Source organism: Streptomyces sp. NBC_00440 (genome assembly GCF_036014215.1).
Taxonomy (GTDB): domain Bacteria; phylum Actinomycetota; class Actinomycetes; order Streptomycetales; family Streptomycetaceae; genus Streptomyces.
Window position 1 is genome coordinate 3,494,217 of the sequence record NZ_CP107921.1, and the last position, 16,889, is coordinate 3,511,105.

General features: G+C 71.4%; 13 protein-coding genes. 8 read left to right on the forward strand and 5 right to left on the reverse strand.

Features of this window, described 5'->3' with window-relative positions; genetic code table 11:
* Nucleotides 1-27: 27 nt before the first annotated feature.
* Entirely contained in the window at nt 28-1,581 is a 1,554-nt protein-coding gene (locus OHB13_RS15560) for an APC family permease (protein WP_328377517.1), read from the forward strand.
* Between the two features lie 48 nt (nt 1,582-1,629).
* Here OHB13_RS15560 and OHB13_RS15565 read toward each other — a convergent pair whose 3' ends face one another.
* A complete protein-coding gene (locus OHB13_RS15565) occupies nt 1,630-2,262 on the reverse strand; it encodes a class I SAM-dependent methyltransferase (protein WP_328377518.1) in 633 nt (210 codons plus the stop codon).
* 110 nt (nt 2,263-2,372) lie between these two features.
* On the opposite strand from OHB13_RS15565, the gene OHB13_RS15570 reads away from it, so the two are divergent.
* Nucleotides 2,373-2,945 (forward strand): helix-turn-helix domain-containing protein, encoded by a 573-nt coding sequence (locus OHB13_RS15570; RefSeq protein WP_328377519.1) that lies wholly within the window; start codon nt 2,373-2,375, stop codon nt 2,943-2,945.
* A 59-nt stretch (nt 2,946-3,004) separates the two neighbouring features.
* Here OHB13_RS15570 and hutG read toward each other — a convergent pair whose 3' ends face one another.
* Together hutG and hutU are read right to left on the reverse strand one after the other, a co-directional pair.
* Nucleotides 3,005-3,985, reverse strand: a complete 981-nt coding sequence (hutG, locus tag OHB13_RS15575) for a formimidoylglutamase (protein WP_328377520.1) — start codon at nt 3,983-3,985, stop codon at nt 3,005-3,007.
* On the reverse strand, nt 3,982-5,664 hold the full coding sequence (gene hutU, locus OHB13_RS15580; RefSeq protein WP_266855738.1) for a urocanate hydratase: 1,683 nt from the start codon (nt 5,662-5,664) through the stop codon (nt 3,982-3,984). The genes hutG and hutU overlap by 4 nt, the downstream gene beginning before the upstream one ends.
* A gap of 252 nt (nt 5,665-5,916) precedes the next feature.
* On the opposite strand from hutU, the gene hutC reads away from it, so the two are divergent.
* On the forward strand, nt 5,917-6,666 hold the full coding sequence (gene hutC, locus OHB13_RS15585) for a histidine utilization repressor (protein WP_266860969.1): 750 nt from the start codon (nt 5,917-5,919) through the stop codon (nt 6,664-6,666).
* Here the strand turns inward: hutC and OHB13_RS15590 are convergent.
* Nucleotides 6,633-7,529 (reverse strand): IclR family transcriptional regulator, encoded by an 897-nt coding sequence (locus OHB13_RS15590; RefSeq protein ID WP_328377521.1) that lies wholly within the window; start codon nt 7,527-7,529, stop codon nt 6,633-6,635. The genes hutC and OHB13_RS15590 overlap by 34 nt on opposite strands.
* 152 nt (nt 7,530-7,681) lie before the next feature.
* Between OHB13_RS15590 and OHB13_RS15595 the strand changes: the two genes are divergently transcribed.
* Both OHB13_RS15595 and hutH read left to right on the forward strand, forming a co-directional pair.
* Nucleotides 7,682-9,106: an amino acid permease gene (locus OHB13_RS15595; protein WP_328377522.1), complete on the forward strand. Its 1,425-nt coding sequence runs from the start codon at nt 7,682-7,684 to the stop codon at nt 9,104-9,106.
* Nucleotides 9,107-9,219: 113 nt separating this feature from the next.
* Entirely contained in the window at nt 9,220-10,764 is a 1,545-nt protein-coding gene (gene hutH / locus OHB13_RS15600) for a histidine ammonia-lyase (protein WP_328377523.1), read from the forward strand.
* Between the two features lie 90 nt (nt 10,765-10,854).
* On the opposite strand, the gene OHB13_RS15605 is transcribed toward hutH, so the two are convergent.
* Complete coding sequence (locus OHB13_RS15605; RefSeq protein WP_266855734.1) at nt 10,855-11,658, reverse strand: IclR family transcriptional regulator; 804 nt, start codon at nt 11,656-11,658, stop codon at nt 10,855-10,857.
* A 123-nt stretch (nt 11,659-11,781) separates the two neighbouring features.
* On the opposite strand from OHB13_RS15605, the gene hutI reads away from it, so the two are divergent.
* From hutI to OHB13_RS15620, 3 genes are all read left to right on the forward strand, one after another.
* Entirely contained in the window at nt 11,782-12,969 is a 1,188-nt protein-coding gene (hutI, locus tag OHB13_RS15610; RefSeq protein ID WP_328377524.1) for an imidazolonepropionase, read from the forward strand.
* Between the two features lie 122 nt (nt 12,970-13,091).
* Nucleotides 13,092-16,043, forward strand: coding sequence for an aminotransferase class I/II-fold pyridoxal phosphate-dependent enzyme (locus OHB13_RS15615; RefSeq protein WP_328377525.1), 2,952 nt, complete (start codon nt 13,092-13,094; stop codon nt 16,041-16,043).
* Between the two features lie 14 nt (nt 16,044-16,057).
* Nucleotides 16,058-16,744 (forward strand): HutD/Ves family protein, encoded by a 687-nt coding sequence (locus OHB13_RS15620; RefSeq protein WP_328377526.1) that lies wholly within the window; start codon nt 16,058-16,060, stop codon nt 16,742-16,744.
* Nucleotides 16,745-16,889 lie beyond the last annotated feature (145 nt).

Sequence of the window (16,889 nt, forward strand, 5' to 3'; positions counted from 1 at the left end):
CTCCCGTACCGCCGTAGGAGTCCCTCCGTGACCCAAGCACCGCCCACCGAAGCCTCCCGGCCCGCCCCGGAGACCCCCGACCTGTCCACCGGCTGGGGCGAGCAACGGGGCCGGCTGCGCAAGGACCTTCGCCGTCTCGACGTCCTGTTCTTCCTCATCTGCACCCTCGTCGGCCTGGACACGATCGGCTCGGTCGCCGCGCAGGGACCGCAGGGGCTGACCTGGATGGCGATCCTCGCGCTCGCCTTCTTCCTCCCGTACGGACTGCTCGTCGCCGAACTCGGCTCGGCCTTCCCCGTCCAGGGCGGCCCCTACGTCTGGACCCGGCTCGCCTTCGGGCGGCTGACGGCGGGTGTCAACCAGATCCTCTACTGGATGTCCAACCCCGTCTGGGTGGGCGGCAGTCTCTGCATCATCGCCCTGACGACGTGGGAGGAGTTCTTCACGCCGCTGCCCGGCATCTGGAAGTACGCGGCCGGCCTCGTCTTCATCTGGGGCGGCACCCTCGCCATCGTCCAGTCCGTGCGGGTGGGCAAGTGGGTGCCCATCGCCGGAGCCGTGGCCCGGATCGTGCTGCTCGGCTTCTTCCTGGTCTCCGTGGTGGTCTTCGCCGCCGAGAACGGCGTACACGGCCTGCCCGCAGGGGAGTTCACCCCCACGTACACCGGGTTCGTCGCCCTCGTCCCCGTGCTCATCTTCAACTACGTCGGCTTCGAACTGCCCAGCTCCGCCGCCGAGGAGATGACCAACCCGCGCCGCGACATCCCCCTCGCCATCCTCCGCTCCGGGCTCGCCTCCCTCGTCCTCTACGGCGGCCCCATCCTCGGCATCCTCTTTGTCCTGCCCGGCAAGGAGATCGGCAGTCTCGGCGGGTTCATCGACGCCTGCAAGGCCGTGTTCACCGTGTACGGCGGGCACATCGCGGCCGACGGAGCCGTCACCCTCACCGGGGCGGGTGCCGTCTTCGGCGGAATCGCCGCGGCCGGGCTCATCATCGGGCTGCTCACCTCCGGCGTCACCTGGGCGATGGGAGCCCACCGCGCACAGGCGGTCGCCTGCGCGGACGGTGCCGGGCCTGCCTGGCTCGGCACCATCTCCGAGAAGCACGGCACTCCGGTGCGGGTCAACCTGCTCTCCGCCGTACTCGCGTCGGTCCTCTTCGTCGTGGCGCTCAACCTCACCGGCGGCAACGGCGAGAAGTACTTCGCGGCCGGGCTGAGCCTGACGATCTCCACGACGTTCATCTCGTACGTGATCACCTTCCCCAGCCTGCTGGCGCTGCGCCGCAAGTACCCCGAAGCCCCGCGCCCCTACTCCGTGCCGGGCGGACGCGTCGGCGCGTGGACGGTGACGGTGCTCGCCACCGGACTGGTCGCGTTCACCGTGATCGTGCTCATCTGGCCGGGTTTCGGGGTCGGCTGGTTCGGCACCTCGGGCTCACCGTCCGGCTCCCTGCCCGACTCCTTCGCGGGCCAGCGCCTCGCGTACACCCTCACCCAGACCGTGCCCATCGCGCTGTTCCTGGCCGTCGGGGTGGTCTTCTACGCGCTGGGAGCGAAGACCCGCCGGGCGAAGGGATAGGGCCGGAACCGTCCAGGATCCGGAACCGTCCAGGGTCCGGCCCCGGCGTCAGGGCGTGCGCCGTACGGCGATGACGTTGTCGGTGACGGTCGTGGTCCGGCCCTCGGGCCCGGTGGCGGTCCGCCGGGGTGCGTGGCACCGCTCGGTGTGCCAGCCGCCGTCGAGCCGCAGGGACGCCAGCACCTCATCGGGGGTGGGGAACTGCACGTCCTCACCGGCCTGCCAGGACCAGGGCGCCACCGACGCGTGCTCCACCACGAGCAGCAGCCCGCCCGGCGCCACCGCACGGGCGGCCCGGCGCAGTACCTCGTCGCGGGGGATCTCGACCGGTGTGTGGAAGTAACTGGCGCTGACGAGGTCGAAGGAGCCCTCGGGGAACGTCTCGGCCAGGTCGTGCCGGACCGGGTGGATCCGGTCGGCCGCACCGGCGGCTCCGGCACCTGCGGCCACCCGGTCCAGGGCCGTGGCGGAGACATCGACCGCGGTGACGTCCCAGCCGCGTGCGGCGAGCCAGAACGCGTCACCGCCGTGCCCGCAGCCCAGGTCCAGCGCCGTTCCCGGAGAGGGCGCCAGTACGGGAACGAGTCCGGCCAGGACCGCGTTGGGCCTGGTGCCCCACTGCGGGGGGAGGGTCGCGTAGTGGTTCTCCCAGAAGGATGCGGAGTCGGTGGCGCTGTTCATGGGCACGGCTCTCTGACGGGGCGGTCCGCGCGGTGCGGCCTGTGGTGAGGACACTGCGCCGTCCACGGCCGGGGTTGCAAAGGTTCATGCTGTTTCGGCATCTTGAAGGCATGGTCGCCGTGAAGAAGGACGTGCTGGACGCCGTGGGACCGCGCCTGCGGGAGTTGCGGCACAGGCGCGGCCTGACGCTGGCCGAGCTGGCCGAGCGGACCGGGATCAACGGGAGCACCCTGTCCCGCCTCGAAAGCGGCGACCGCAAACCGACCCTGGAGCTGCTGCTGCCGCTCGCGGAGATCTACGCGGTCCCCCTCGACGAACTGGTCGGAGCACCGCGCACCGGCGATCCGCGCATCCATCTCCAGCCGGTCACCCGGGACGGCATGACGTATGTGCCGCTCAGCCGTCCCGGCGGCGTACAGGCCCACAAACTGCTGATCCCGCCCAGGCCCGGCACCGATCCCGAGCTGAAGACGCACGCCGGTTTCGAGTGGGTCTACGTGCTCGCCGGACGGCTGCGGCTGATCCTGGGCGAGCAGCGCCTGACGCTGAAAGCCGGTGAGGCGGCCGAGTTCGACACCCATGTACCGCACTGGCTCGGTCCCGACGACGACCGGCCCGTGGAACTGCTCGTACTCTTCGGGCACCAGGGCGAGCGGGCCCACCTCAAGGCCCGGACCGACTGACCCGGCGGCTGCCTCCGCTCTTCCCCAGCTCTTCCCCGGCGCCGGATTCTCAGCGCCGGTCACGTCCGCGGCGTGCCCCCCGACGTCAGGATGCGGTGGATCAGACGGGCGCCCGCCCGCGCCGTGCGGTGGTCGACGTCGAGGCCCGGGTTCAGCTCGGCGACATCGACCAGCAGGGGAGCTCCGGCGGCCGCCACTCGGGCGCATACGTGCTCGATGATCTCCATCTGCACGCCGTAGGCGGCCGGGGCGCTGACCCCGGGAGCCGCGCCGGCGGGAAGCACATCGAGGTCGATGCTCAGATGGACGACGTCGCAGCTCGCCAGGAACGCGTCGACGAATCCGTCGACGAGCGGCAGGTCGAACATGCGGCACTGGGTGTCCGGCAGGTACCGCACGCCGAGTTCGTCGGCGGTGCGGAACAACCGCTCGGTGTTGCTCGGCTGGCTCACCCCGAGCACCCAGTAGTTCAGCTCTTCACCGCGCTGCTGCTCGGCGTGTGCCATCTGGAGGAACGGCGTGCCGGAGCTGGGCTGTACGTCGTCGCGCAGGTCGAAGTGGGCGTCGAGGTTGAGCACCCCGAGGCGGCCGCCCTCGCGCACCGCGCGCGTACCGGCCAGCCCGATGTAACTGCCGTAGGCCACCTCATGGCCGCCGCCGAGCACCACCACCGGGTGGCCGCGGTCGACGAGCGGGGTGATCACCTGGCCCAGCCGGTGCTGCCCCTCTTCGAGGTGGCCGTCGGCCACCTCGATGTCGCCGAGGTCCAGCGCCCGCACCGGCCACGGGAGCGCCATGGGCGCGAGGGCGGCGCGCAGTTCACGCGGTCCGTCCGCCGCGCCCTGGCGGCCCTTGTTCCGGCGTACGCCCTCGTCGCTGCGGAAGCCGACGAACGCCACGTCGCCCGGTTCTGCCCGGTCGGGGTCGAGGCCGGTCACATGGTGCCAGCGCAGGTTGTCGGTACCGGGCCCGTCGTCGCGGCCCGTCCAGGGGCGGGGGGCCACATCCACCGTCAAGGGCGGTGTGCGGGTCGCCGTCATCGATCGTTCTCCTCGGTCATCGGAATGCGCACCCCGCGGTCGCGCGCCACGGAGGTGGCGTGGTCGTAGCCCGCGTCCACGTGCCGGATGACACCCATGCCGGGGTCGTTGGTGAGCACCCGGGCCAGCTTCTGGGCGGCGAGTTCGGTGCCGTCGGCGATGCAGACCTGGCCCGCGTGGATGGAGCGGCCCATGCCGACGCCGCCACCGTGGTGGATGGAGACCCAGGACGCGCCGGACGAGGTGTTCACCAGGGCGTTGAGCAGCGGCCAGTCGGCGATCGCGTCGGATCCGTCGAGCATCGACTCGGTCTCGCGGTACGGCGAGGCGACGGAGCCGGAGTCGAGGTGGTCACGGCCGATGGCGACCGGGGCGGACAGCTCCCCGGAGGCGACCATCTCGTTGAACCGCAGGCCGGCGCGGTGGCGCTCGCCGTAGCCGAGCCAGCAGATACGGGCGGGCAGGCCCTCGAAGGAGACGCGCTCACCGGCCATCTTGAGCCAGCGGTGCAGGTGCTCGTTCTCCGGGAACAGCTCCATGATGGCCTTGTCGGTGGCCTCGATGTCCTTGGGGTCACCGGACAGGGCGGCCCAGCGGAACGGGCCGAGGCCCTCCTCGAACAGCGGGCGGATGTGCGCCGGGACGAAGCCGGGGAAGTCGAAAGCGCGGGTGTAGCCGGCCTTGCGGGCCTCGTCGCGGATGGAGTTGCCGTAGTCGAAGACCTCGGCGCCGGCGTCGAGGAAGCCGACCATGGCCTCGACGTGCCTGGCCATGGAGGCGCGGGAGCGCTCGGTGAAGTCCGCCGGGTCCTTGGCCGCCTGCTCGTGCCACTCCTCCAGGCTCACGCCGACGGGGAGGTAGGCCAGCGGGTCGTGCGCGGAGGTCTGGTCGGTGACGATGTCCATGGGCGCGCCCCGCTCCAGCAGCTCGGGGAACACCTCGGCGGCGTTGCCCGCCAGGCCGATGGACAGCGGTTTGCGGGCGTCGCGGGCCTCGACGGCGAGACGGAGCGCGTGGTCGATGTCGTCGGCGGCGACGTCGAGGTAGCGGTGGGCGATGCGGCGCTCGATACGGGTGGGGTCGACGTCGACGCAGATCGCGACGCCGTCGTTCATCGTCACGGCGAGCGGCTGGGCGCCGCCCATGCCGCCGAGCCCGGCGGTCAGGGTGATCGTCCCGGCGAGCGTGCCGTTGAACTTCTTGCGGGCGACGGCCCCGAACGTCTCGTAGGTGCCCTGAAGGATGCCCTGGCTGCCGATGTAGATCCAGGAACCGGCCGTCATCTGGCCGTACATGGTCAGGCCGCGCGCCTCCAGGGAGCGGAACTCCTCCCAGTTGGCCCAGTCGCCGACCAGGTTGGAGTTGGCGATCAGCACGCGCGGCGCCCACTCGCTGGTGCGCATGACGCCGACGGGCTTGCCCGACTGCACCAGCAGCGTCTCGTCGTCCTTGAGCGTCTTGAGGGTGCGGACGATGGCGTCGTAGGCGGGCCAGTTACGGGCGGCCTTGCCGGTGCCGCCGTAGACGACCAGGTCCTCCGGGTGCTCGGCGACCTCGGGGTCGAGGTTGTTCATGAGCATCCGCAGAGCGCCCTCCTGCTGCCAGCCGAGGCAGGTCAGTTCGGTGCCGCGGGGCGCGTGGACGGTCCGGGGGCGGGCCTCCGGAGAAACGCTGGTCATGGTGCCTCCTGGGGAAGGGTCTGAGGGGGGAACGCCGGTGATGCGGCACCGGCGTGCGCTCCCATAACAGGCGGCGGGCGGGGCGGGGGCCAGGCCTTCTGTCCCGGATTCTCGGATCCGAGACCGGGAATCCGGCTCACCTATAATTTCTCCGGCGGGGGCCCGGGGGATTCCCCCGGCGGGGACGCGGAGAATTTCCCCGGTGGGGGCGCGGGGACGGACCGGTGACAGGGGATGGTGAGCGGCTTGACCGTGAGGGCTGCGGACCTGGCCCGTCTGTACGGGGAGCGCGCGGCCGGGGCCACCCCGGCGTACCAGCGGATCAAGGACCTGGTGGCGGAGCAGATCCGCAGCGGACGCTGGCGGGAGGGCGACTCGCTGCCGTCGGAGAGCCAGTTCGTCGCCTCGCTCGGGCTGTCCCGGATGACGGTCAACCGCGCGCTGCGCGAGCTGGCGGCGCAGGGGCTGATCCGGCGGGTCATGGGCGTCGGCAGCTTCGTGGCCCTGGCCAAGGGCAGTTCGGGCCTTGTCGAGGTGCAGAACATCGCCGAGGAGGTCCGCCGGCGGGGCCACCGCTACGACGCCCAGGTGCTGTCGGTCGGTGCCGAGCCCGCCGATCGCAGGGCCGGCGCCGAGCTGGGGGTCGCCGCGGGGCGGCCCGTCTTCCACTCGCGGGTCGTGCACAGCGAGAACGGCGTGGTCATCCAGCTGGAGGACCGCTACGTCAACCCGGCCTTTGCACCGGGGTACTTGGAGCAGGACTTCACCGCGCGGACTCCGTTCGCCTTCCTCTCCGACGTCGCCCCGCTCGACCACGGGGAGCACATCGTGGAGGCGGTACTGCCCAACGCCGAGGAGTGCGCCCTGCTCGGCGTCGCCCCGTCGGAGCCCTGTCTGCTCATACACCGCCGCACCTGGTCGCGGGGCGCCCTGGTGAGCATCGCGCGCCTGCTGCACCCCGGCTCGCGCTACCGGCTCGAAGGCGCCTTCGAAGCGGAGTGACACCCGTCCGGCCCCCGGCCGGGAAGACCCGCGCGCGGCGCCGGCTTCGGGCTTTCGGGTGCCCGGCCGGAGACGGCGGACGTCAGCCGGGCCGCGCCCTGCTGGAGAACGTCCCGCACCTCGTCGGGGTCGTGCGGACTGTGGTGCACGTGCCAGGTGCTGCTGAGCGCGGCGACGGGACGCCCGTGGTGGTCGAAGGCCGCCACACCCAGCGAGCGGAAGCCCCGGGAGACCAGCTCGGTCTCCTCCGACCAGCCCCGTTCCCGGTCCCGGGCCAGCAGGTCCAGCAGTTCCGCCAGTGACCGCGGCCCCTTGCCCGTACGGGTGATGAGGTCGCCGGGCCGCGGGAAGAGGGCCCGCACCTGCGCTTCGGAGTGGGCGAGGATGGCCCGGCCGTTGGCTGTGAGGTGGGCCGGCAGGCGGACGCCGATGTCGGTGACGAGGTCGACGTCCACATCGCCGGAACGGCCCGCCGACGGGCGCTCCTTGAGCAGGTAGACCGTCTCGGCGCCGTGCAGGATGCCGAGGTGCACGGTCTGGCCGAGCCGGGCGGCGAGGGTGCGCAGCACGGGGCGGGCGAGCCGCTCCAGGGGCTCGTGGCGCAGATAGGCGGAGCCGATCTCGAAGGCGGCCATGCCGAGGCCGTACGCCTGCTCCTTCGGGAGGTAGGTGACGAATCCGCGCTCGGCCAGCACCGCGAGGATGTGGTAGGCGGAGGAGCGCGGGATGTCCATGTCGCGGGCGATGGCGGCGGTCTTCACCGGTCCCGAGCGCCCGGCCAGGTACACCAGGATGTCCAGCGCGCGGCCGACGGCGGGCGATGTGCTCGACGCCGGGCCCTGTGCAGCCCCCTGTTCACTCATTGGATCACCTCTTGACAACACCTGTATATACAGGAATATACAGGGTGCTCCCCACGGTGCGCGGCGCTCAGGGCTCGGAGAGTCCCCACTCCGCCCTACCTCCCCCAAAGGCCCGCACCCCCCATCACCGCTGGTCCCAAGGGAGGACACAGTTGGCTTCCGAAAAAGCGACGCTGAGCCGAGGTCTCACTTCTCGGCACATACGCTTCATCGCACTCGGTTCGGCGATCGGCACCGGACTCTTCTACGGGTCCTCCGAATCCATCAAGGCAGCCGGGCCCGCCGTGCTCCTGGCGTATCTCATCGGCGGCGCCGCCGTCTTCCTCGTCCTGCGGTCGCTCGGCGAGATGGCCGTCAGCTCCCCGTGCGCCGGCTCCTTCGGCGAGTACGCCACGAAACATCTCGGCCCACTGGCCGGCTTCACCACGGGCTGGACCTACGCCTTCGAGATGGTCATCGTCTGTATCGCGGACATCACCGCGGTCGGCGTCTACATGGGCTTCTGGTTCCCCGGTGTGCCGCGGTGGATCTGGGTGCTGGCCGCCGTCCTCGTCATCGGCGCGCTCAACCTCGTTAGCGTCAAGGTCTTCGGTGAGCTGGAGTTCTGGCTGTCCCTGGTGAAGATCATCGCCATCGTCGCGATGATCCTCGGGGGCATCGCCGTGATCGCCTTCGGCCTCGGCAGCGGGAGCGAACACGTCGGCATATCGAATCTCTGGGACAACGGCGGCTTCTTCGCCCACGGCGCCCACGGCTTCGTCGTCTCCTTCGCCGTGGTCATGTTCGCCTTCGGCGGCACGGAGATCATCGGTGTCACGGCAGGAGAGGCCGACTCCCCGGAGAAGACCATCCCGAGCGCGGTCAACTCGATCCCCGTGCGCATCATCCTGTTCTACGTCCTGACCCTCGCCGTCATCATGTCCGTCAACCCCTGGCAGCACGTCGGCACATCGGGCAGCCCGTTCGTCCAGATCTTCACCGGCGTCGGCCTCAAGTCCGCCGCCACCGTGCTGAACGCCGTCGTCCTCACCGCGGCCCTCTCGGCGATCAACAGCGACATCTTCGCCGCCGGACGCATGATGTTCGGCCTGGCGGAGCGCGGGCAGGGGCCCGCGGTCATGCGCCGGCTCAGCCGCAACGGCGTGCCGTGGGTGACCACCCTCATCATGATCGGAGCGCTGCTCCTCGGCGTCCTGATGAACTACCTGATGCCGGGCAAGGTCTTCCTGATCATCTCCTCGATCGCCACCTTCGCCACGGTCTGGGTGTGGCTGATGATCCTGCTGACCCAGGTGAAGGCCCGGCGGGACATGCCCGGCGAGGAACAGTCCGCCCTGAAGTTCCCCGTCCCCTGGTGGCCGTACGGACAGATCGCCGCCATCGTCTTCATGGCCGGCGTCCTGGTGGTGCTCGGCTTCTACGGGAGCACCCGCATCGCCCTGGTCGTCGGTGTCGTGTGGCTGGCGCTGCTCGCGGGCGTCCACCAGCTCTGGGTGGGTCCGCGCCTCGAAGCCCGCCGGCGCAGTGACGAGGCGGGAGCGCCCGAGCCGGAGACCGTTCCGGCGGGCCGCCGGTAACCGACAGGCGCGCGCCGAGACAGATGTGTCCGGGATCCCAGACTTCACACTGTCTGGGATCCCGGACATATCTGTCCCGCCACCTGTCGCGTCCGGCCTTGACATGCGGCTTCATGGAAGACATGAACATTGTTGTAGGTATCGGCCCTCTCTCCGCCGAAGATGTCGTCGCCGTCGCACGCCACGACGCACGCGTCGAGCTCTCCCCGGAAGCCCTCAAGGAGATCGCGCGCAGCCGCGAGGTGATCGAGAGCCTCGCCGACGACGTGGTCCCCCACTACGGCGTCTCCACCGGCTTCGGCGCGCTGGCCACCCGGCACATCCCCACCGAACTGCGCGCCCAGCTCCAGCGGAGCCTGGTGCGTTCGCACGCCGCCGGTTCCGGCCCCGAGGTGGAGCGCGAGGTGGTGCGCGCCCTCGTCCTGCTGCGGCTGTCGACGCTGGCCACCGGCCGTACGGGAGTGCGCACGGAGACCGCCGAGGCCTACGCGGCGCTGCTCAACGCCGGCCTGACCCCGATCGTGCACGAGTACGGCTCCCTCGGCTGCTCCGGCGACCTCGCGCCGCTGGCACACTGCGCGCTCGCCGTCATGGGCGAGGGCGAGGTGCGGGACGCGCAGGGCGTGCGCAAGCCGGCCGGCGAGGCGCTGGCCGAGGCGGGCCTCACCCCGGTCACCCTGCACGAGAAGGAGGGCCTCGCCCTCATCAACGGCACCGACGGCATGCTCGGCATGCTCGTGCTGGCCGCACACGACCTGCGGAAGCTGCTGCGCACCGCCGACATCGCCGCCGCGATGAGCGTCGAGGGCCAGCTCGGCACCGACGCCGTTTTCGCCGCCGACCTCCAGGCGCTGCGCCCGCACCCGGGCCAGGCCGACAGCGCGGCGAACCTGCGCGCGCTGATGGCCGGTTCCGGCATCGTCGCCAGCCACCGCGGCCCGGAGTGCACCCGCGTGCAGGACGCGTACTCCCTGCGCTGCTCCCCGCAGGTGCACGGCGCGGCCCGCGACACCCTCACCCACGCCGAGACCGTCGCCTCCCGCGAGCTCGCCAGCGCCGTCGACAACCCGGTGGTGACCCACGACGGACGCGTGGAGTCCAACGGCAACTTCCACGGCGCACCGGTCGCCGCTGTCCTGGACTTCCTCGCCATCTCCGTCGCCGACCTGGCGTCGATCTCCGAGCGGCGCACCGACCGCTTCCTCGACGTGGCCCGCAACCACGGTCTGAACCCGTTCCTCGCCGACGACCCGGGCGTCGACTCCGGCCACATGATCGCGCAGTACACGCAGGCGGCGATCGTCTCCGAGCTCAAGCGGCTGGCCGCGCCCGCCTCGGTCGACTCCATCCCCTCCAGCGCCATGCAGGAGGACCACGTCTCGATGGGCTGGTCCGCCGCCCGCAAGCTGCGCCGCGCCATCGACGGGCTCACCCGCGTCCTCGCCGTCGAGATCTACACCGCTGCGCGCGCGCTCGACCTGCGGGCCCCGCTGACCCCGGCGCCCGGGACGGCCGCGGTGCTCGGCGCACTGCGCCAGACCGTCGAGGGCCCCGGCCCCGACCGCTGGCTCGCCCCCGAGATCGAGGCGTCCGTGCGCTATGTCGCCGACGGCGCCGCTGTGGCCGCCGCGGAGTCGGCTGTCGGCCGGCTCAGCTGACCGCGTCCGGCCGGTCCGTTCCGTACGGCAGCACCCGTACGGTCCGGACCGGCCGGCCCCCATACGGAGGGCCGGCGCGCCCGGTGGTGCTCAAACGCCGCGCGCCGGCCCTTCTTCCACGCCCGGTGGCGCCTCCAGCACGCCTCCCACCCGGCGGGTCAGCTCCCGGGCGGTACGGGAGACATGGCCCGCGATCCGCTCCCGCTCCTCCGGGCCCACCGCGGCGCCGGGGAAGGTGACCGCGACGCCCGCGATGGGGTGAGCACTGTGGTCGAGCACGGCGGCGGCGACGGAGGAAAAGCCGCGGGTGACCTCCCCCTCCTCCGTCGCGTAACCACGACGCCGCACCCCGACCAGCAGGTTGTGGAGCGCCGACAGCGAGTTCGGCCCGGTCTCGTTACGGGAGACGAACGCCGATGCGTCGGGGAAGAGCGCCCGCACCTGCGCCCGGGACAGCCGCGCGAGCACGGCACGGCCGCTGGCGGTGAGGTGGGCCGGCAGGCGCACCCCCACATCGCTGACCAGCGGCGCCCGGCCCGGCGCGCGCTCCTCGATCACATACAGGACCTCGCGCCCGTGCAGCAGCGCGAGGTGCGCGTTGTGCCCGGTGCGGTCGACGAGCTGCGCGAGCGGCAGCCGGGCCAGCCGCTCGAAGGGGGCCTGCCTGCTGTAACCCGATGCGAGCTCGAAGGCGCTGACACCCAGCCCGTAACGGCGCTCCTCCGGCAGGTGGGCGACGAAGTCCTCGCGGGCGAGGGTGTCGAGCAGGTGGTACGTCGTCGACCGGGGCAGCCCGACATCACGGCTGATGGCGGCGGCGGGCACCGGGCCCGCCTGACGTGCGAGATAGCGCAGGATCGCCAACACCTGGGCGGCGGCGGGCACAGTGGACATATCGCGAGCGTACGCGCGCCGAGTGCAGCCGCCGTGACCACAACCGCAACGTGTCTCGGATGCCAGACGGTAGGTACTCGGCCGCCGTGGCGGTACGGCCTCCGCCTGGGGCTACATGGAGACATGGCACATGCGACCACCACCCTCCTCACGAACATCGGCAGCCTCGTCACCAACGACCCCTCGCTCGGTGCAGGGCCCCTGGGACTGCTCCGCGACGCCGCCGTCCTGATCGAGGGCACGGACATCGCCTGGGTCGGGCCCGCCGGCACGGCGCCGGCGGCGGACCGCCGCGTCGACGCAGAGGGGCGCGCCGTCATCCCCGGCTTCGTCGACTCGCACAACCACCTGATCTTCGCGGGCGACCGCACCGAGGAGTTCAACGCCCGTATGTCGGGCCGCTCCTACACCGCCGGTGGCATCCGCACCACCGTCGCCGCCACCCGCGAGGCGAGCGACGACGCGCTGAGCGCCAACCTCGCCCGCTACCTCACCGAGGCGCTCCGGCAGGGAACGACCACGCTGGAGACGAAGTCCGGTTACGGCCTCACCCCCGAGCAGGAGGCCCGCGCGCTGCGGGTGGCGAGGGAGCACACGGACGAGGTGACGTTCCTGGGTGCGCACATCGTCGCGCCCGAGTACGCCGACGACCCCGCCGGGTACGTCGATCTGGTCACCGGACCGATGCTGGACGCGTGCGCCCCGTACGCCCGCTGGATCGACGTGTTCTGCGAGAAGGGCGCCTTCGACGGCGACCAGGCCCGCGCGATCCTCACCGCCGGCCTGGCCAAGGGCCTCCTCCCCCGGGTCCATGCCAACCAGCTCTCCTACGGGCCCGGTGTCCAGCTCGCCGTCGAACTCGGAGCGGCCTCGGCCGACCACTGCACGCATCTCACCGACGCCGACGTCGACGCCCTCGCCCACGGCACCACCGTCGCCACACTGCTGCCCGGCTGCGAGTTCTCCACCCGCGCCACCTACCCCGACGCCCGACGGCTCCTCGACGCGGGCGCCACCGTCGCCCTGTCCACCGACTGCAACCCCGGCTCCTCCTTCACCAGTTCCATGCCCTTCTGTATCGCCATCGCCGTACGGGAGATGGGCATGACCCCCGACGAGGCCCTCTGGGCCGCCACCGCCGGCGGCGCCCGGGCCCTGCGCCGCGACGACATCGGCCGCCTCGCACCCGGCGCCCGCGCCGACCTCGCCCTCCTCGACGCCCCCTCCCATGTCCACCTCGCCTACCGGCCCGGGGTACCCCTGGTCTCCGCCGTGTGGCAGGCGGGCCGGCGCCACCCGGACGCCTCGTGAGCGGCAGACCGCGGCGAGCCGCACGACCTCACCCGAAGGGAACCACTCAGATGGGCGACCAGGCCGCCGGCCCGGCAGCCGCGAACGCCGGTACACGCGCGGGGAATTCACCGGCGCCGGCCGTGAACGCCATTACGCGCTCAGGGGATTCACCGGCAGCCGACCAACCGGACACCGATCCGCCGACGGCCGCCGACCAGCCGGACACCGGCACCGGCACGGGCACGGGCACCGGCACGGGTCCGCTGACGGCCACCGTCCACAACAGCGTCCGCCAGTTGCGTGCCGACGCCTGGAGCTCACTGGGCGAACTCACGCACCGGCCGCCCGGCGAACAGGACGCCGGGCGTCTGGAGGAGCTGTTCCAGCTGCTCACCCCGATCGAGAACTGCTGGGCCTTCCCCGGCAAGGCCGGCCTCGCCGAACTGCGCCGGCTGCACGAGACGGGCGACCACCGGAGGCTGTCACAGCGCGCGGAGGAACTGAACCGGGCGCTGAGCACCGGCTCCTACCACCACACCCCCTCCCCCCTGGCACCGCACGACGGACCGGCGGAGGCCGACGGCACAGCGGGGTACGACCCGGGCGCGGCGGCATCGAAGCCGTACTTCGAGGTCCTGGTCGTCGGCGAACTCGACGACCAGGAGGAACAGGCGCTGCGCGACGAACTGCGCCGGCAGCGCCGTGACGAGGACGAGTTCGTCTACAGCCTCGTCATCTCCCCCAGCTTCGAGGACGCGGTCGTCACCGCGCTGGTCAACTCCAGCGTGCAGGCCGTCGTCATCCGCCACCGCTTCGCCGACCGGTCCGCGCACGACCTGCACGTACTGCGGCGCTTCTTCGAGGGCGACGCCGGGCAGCACATCCCGTGCGGCCGACAGCCCGAGCAGCGGGCGCAGTTGCTCGGCGACCGGTTGCTCGCGCTCCGGCCTGAACTGGACCTCTATCTGATGACGGAGGCCTCGGTCGAGCGGACAGCGGGTTCGCTCAGCCGCCGCTTCGCCCGGGTCTTCCACGCCCGCGAGGGCCTGCTCGAACTGCACCTGTCCATCCTGCACGGCATCGGCGAGCGGTACCGCGCGCCCTTCTTCACCGCGCTGCGGGCCCACAGCCGACGGCCCTCCGGTGTCTTCCACGCCCTGCCCATCTCGCGCGGCACCTCCGTGGTCACCTCCCACTGGATCCCGGAGATGGCCCGTTTCTACGGCCTCAACATCTTCCTCGCCGAGACCTCCGCCACCTCCGGCGGCCTGGACTCGCTCCTTGAGCCGACCGGACCGCTGCGTGAGGCCCAGGACCTGGCGGCCCGTGCGTTCGGCGCACGGCAGACGTACTTCGTCACCAACGGCACCTCCACCGCCAACAAGGTCGTCGTCCAGGCCCTGGTGCGGCCCGGCGACGTCGTGCTCGTGGACCGCAACTGCCACAAGTCCCACCACTACGGGCTGATGCTGGCCGGCGCCCATGTCGTCTACCTCGACGCGTACCCGCTCGACCAGTACGGAATGTACGGCGCCGTGCCGATCGAGGAGATCAAGCGGAAGCTGCTGATGCTGCGGCGCGAGGGCCTGCTGGACCGCGTCAAGCTGCTCCTCCTCACCAACTGCACCTTCGACGGAATCGTCTACAACCCCTCCCGGGTGATGGAGGAGTGCCTGGCGCTCAAGCCGGACATGGCATTCCTCTGGGACGAGGCGTGGTTCGCCTTCGCCCGCTTCCACCCCGTCTACCGGCGCCGCACCGCGATGGCCGCGGCCCGCGAGCTGACCGACCGCTACCGGAGCGCGGACTACGCCGATCGGTACGCCGCGCACCGCCGGGAGCTGGGCGCTGAACCGGACGAGGAGGCCCTGCTCAGCAGTCGGCTGATGCCTGACCCGGACACCGTGCGGGTCCGGGTGTACGCCACCCAGTCCACGCACAAGACGCTCACCTCACTGCGCCAGGGGTCGATGATCCACGTCTTCGACCAGGAGTTCCGGCACAAGGTCGCGGAGACCTTCCGCGAGGCGTACATGACGCACACCTCGACCTCGCCCAACTACCAGATCCTCGCCTCCCTGGACCTCGGCCGCCGGCAGGCCGAGCTGGAGGGTTTCGAACTCGTACAGAAGCAGCTGGAGCAGGCGGGGGTGCTGCGGGACGCGATCGACCAGCATCCGCTGCTGAGCCGCTACCTGCACTTCCTCACCACACCCGAGCTGGTCCCCGCCCGGTTCCGTTCCTCCGGCGTGGAGCAGCCCCTGCGGACCGGGCTCGCCCGGATGTCCGCCGCCTGGCAGGACGACGAGTTCGTCCTCGACCCCACCCGGGCGACGCTGCACATCGGCCGCACCGGGATCGACGGCGACACCTTCAAGCACGAGCACCTCATGGACCGGTACGGCGTCCAGGTCAACAAGACCACCCGGAACACGCTGCTGTTCATGACCACCATCGGCACCACGCGCAGCGCGGTCGCCTATCTCATCGAGGTCCTCGTGAAGATCGTCGAGGAACTCCGGGAGAACATCGAGGAGATGAACCCGCGCGAGCGGGCCGTGCACCGCAGGCGGAGGGCGGCTCTCAACGACCCTTCGGCCGCGCTGCCGGACTTCAGCGAGTTCCACGCCGCTTTCCGTCCCGGTGTGCACACCCCGGAGGGCGACCTGCGGACCGCGTTCTTCCTCGCCTACGACGACACCCAGTGCGAGTACCTGCCGTCGCACGAGGTCGGCGAGGCCGTCGCCGGGGGCCGCGAGGTCGTCTCGGCCACCTTCGTCACCCCGTACCCTCCGGGCTTCCCCGTGCTGGTACCCGGACAGGTGATCAACAAGGAGGTGCTGCGGTACATGGAAGCCCTCGACACCCGTGAGATCCACGGATACCGGCCTGACACCGGTTACCGGGTCTTCACCGAAGCCGCGCTGAAGGAGCAGACCGCGCTCTCCGGTCAATTGAGGAAGAACAGGGGCCGGTTGACAGCGCGCGGGACGGCCGAAGCAGCGGCAGCAGACACCGGCACAGGTCCGAGCACCGGCACCGGCACAGGTACCGGAACGGGTACCGGCACACGAGGAAGTGAACGAGCGTGACCACAGAAGCGAGCATGACCAGGGACTCCGCGGAGCCCGGAGTCTCCGGAGCGTCCACAGTGCCCGGAGGGTGGAGCGTGCTCCGGGCGCACGACCGGTCCGCGGCGCCCTGGAAGAACGGCGGTGGCATCACCCGCGAGGTGGCCGCCGGCCCTGCCGGGGCCGGACTGGACGACTTCTCCTGGCGGGTGAGTCTGGCCGAGGTCGGGCAGGGCGGACCGTTCTCCTCCTTCAGCGGTGTCGACCGGGTCATCACCCTCGTGGAGGGGCCGGGGATGGAGCTCACGGTCGACGGGGCGCCGCACACGATCGCCGCACCCCACCAGCCCTTTGCCTTTCCGGGCGACGCGATGACCACCTGCCGGCTGCTCGGCGGTCCCATCGGCGACCTCAACGTGATGACGCGGCGCACCAGGGTGACGGCTCATGTCCGCATGGCCCACGAGGACTTCTCCCCCGCGCCCCGCAGTGGAGAGCTGGTCCTGGTCATCGCCCTGCTGGGCACGGTGACCTTCGAGGAGCCGGGTGTGGTCCTCGACCGGCTGGACGCGGCCGTGCTCTCCGGCCAGGACGTCGGCGCGGGGCCTGTCGAAGGTGCGGTGCCTGCCCAAGGGGAGGTGCCTGCCCAAGGGACGGTGCGTGTCGAAGGGACGGCGGCGGTCATCACCCTGACCCCGGTCCCCCGCTCACCCGGCCTGTGACCGGTGGAACACAGGGGCACGAGCCCATCCGACGGGGGACGGAACGGCCGTGCCGGCACTCCAGCGGGCTGACGCCCCGAGCCCCGTAGCCACCCGGCTACGGCGGTTACTGGAAAGCTGCCGGCTGACTCCCGCCCGGCGTCGC

Coding starts and splice junctions, on each gene's coding strand:
- OHB13_RS15565 (WP_328377518.1), bottom strand. CDS start 2,262: ATGAACAGCGCCACCGACTCCGCATCCTTCTGGGAGAACCACTACGCG.
- OHB13_RS15570 (WP_328377519.1), top strand. CDS start 2,373: ATGGTCGCCGTGAAGAAGGACGTGCTGGACGCCGTGGGACCGCGCCTG.
- hutG (WP_328377520.1), bottom strand. CDS start 3,985: ATGACGGCGACCCGCACACCGCCCTTGACGGTGGATGTGGCCCCCCGC.
- hutU (WP_266855738.1), bottom strand. CDS start 5,664: ATGACCAGCGTTTCTCCGGAGGCCCGCCCCCGGACCGTCCACGCGCCC.
- OHB13_RS15590 (WP_328377521.1), bottom strand. CDS start 7,529: ATGAGTGAACAGGGGGCTGCACAGGGCCCGGCGTCGAGCACATCGCCC.
- hutH (WP_328377523.1), top strand. CDS start 9,220: ATGGAAGACATGAACATTGTTGTAGGTATCGGCCCTCTCTCCGCCGAA.
- OHB13_RS15605 (WP_266855734.1), bottom strand. CDS start 11,658: ATGTCCACTGTGCCCGCCGCCGCCCAGGTGTTGGCGATCCTGCGCTAT.
- hutI (WP_328377524.1), top strand. CDS start 11,782: ATGGCACATGCGACCACCACCCTCCTCACGAACATCGGCAGCCTCGTC.
- OHB13_RS15620 (WP_328377526.1), top strand. CDS start 16,058: ATGACCAGGGACTCCGCGGAGCCCGGAGTCTCCGGAGCGTCCACAGTG.